Genomic DNA, 776 nt, shown 5'->3' on the forward strand with positions numbered 1-776 from the left:
CTCCGAAGGACCCCGGCGCCTCGCCCTCGCCGTACGAGGCAGCACTCCCACCGGCCCGCTGCCCGCCCCCTCCCGCACCGTCCCCGCCCTGCGCGCCCTCGACGACGCGCTCCTGCGCGCCGCCGAGGCCTTCGACCGGGGAGACGGCGGCGACCTGCACGGCCGCAACCGCTCCCGGACCGCCGCACTGCGGACCGTCCTCGGCGCCCGCGGCCGGGAGTACGGGCTGCGGGTCGCCCTCTGCTTCGGGGTGAGCGCCGCCCTCGCCCAGGCCCTGCACCACACCCGCTGGTACGGGCAGCACGACCACTGGTACTGGCTGCCCGCCACCGCCGTCTTCCTCGTCAAACCCGACCTCGGACCGCTCGCCTCCCGCGTCCTGTCCCGGGCCGCCGGAACCGTCCTCGGGGCGCTCCTGTTCGCCGGGTTCGCCGCCGTGCTGCCCCGCCCGGAAGGACTCGTCGCGCTGGTCGCGCTCAGCGGCGCGCTGATCCCCGTCGCCGCCCGGCACTTCGCCGCGCAGACCGCCGTCGTCACCGTGCTCGTCCTCGCCCTGGTGATGGCCGGCGGCGAGCCCCAGGCCTCCGTCGGCCGCATCGGCGAAACCCTGCTGGCCTGCGCCGTCGTACTCGTCGCAGGGCACCTCCCGATGCCGGGGCAGCGCGGCGGCGCCGCCATCCGGGCCCGGCTCACCGAAGCGGCCGGCGCCGCCCAGGCGTACCTCGACCACGTGCTCGGCGAGTCCGACGACCGGGCCGGCCGCTGGGCGCTGCGCC

1 protein-coding gene is annotated in these 776 nt (G+C 78.0%); it reads left to right on the forward strand.

Translation table 11 applies throughout. The features are described from left to right. The coding region (locus B7767_RS39110; protein ID WP_143652903.1) for an FUSC family protein at nucleotides 1-776 on the forward strand (776 nt) is incomplete at both ends.

It is taken from the genome of Streptomyces sp. 13-12-16 (assembly GCF_002114215.1).
GTDB lineage: Bacteria > Actinomycetota > Actinomycetes > Streptomycetales > Streptomycetaceae > Streptomyces.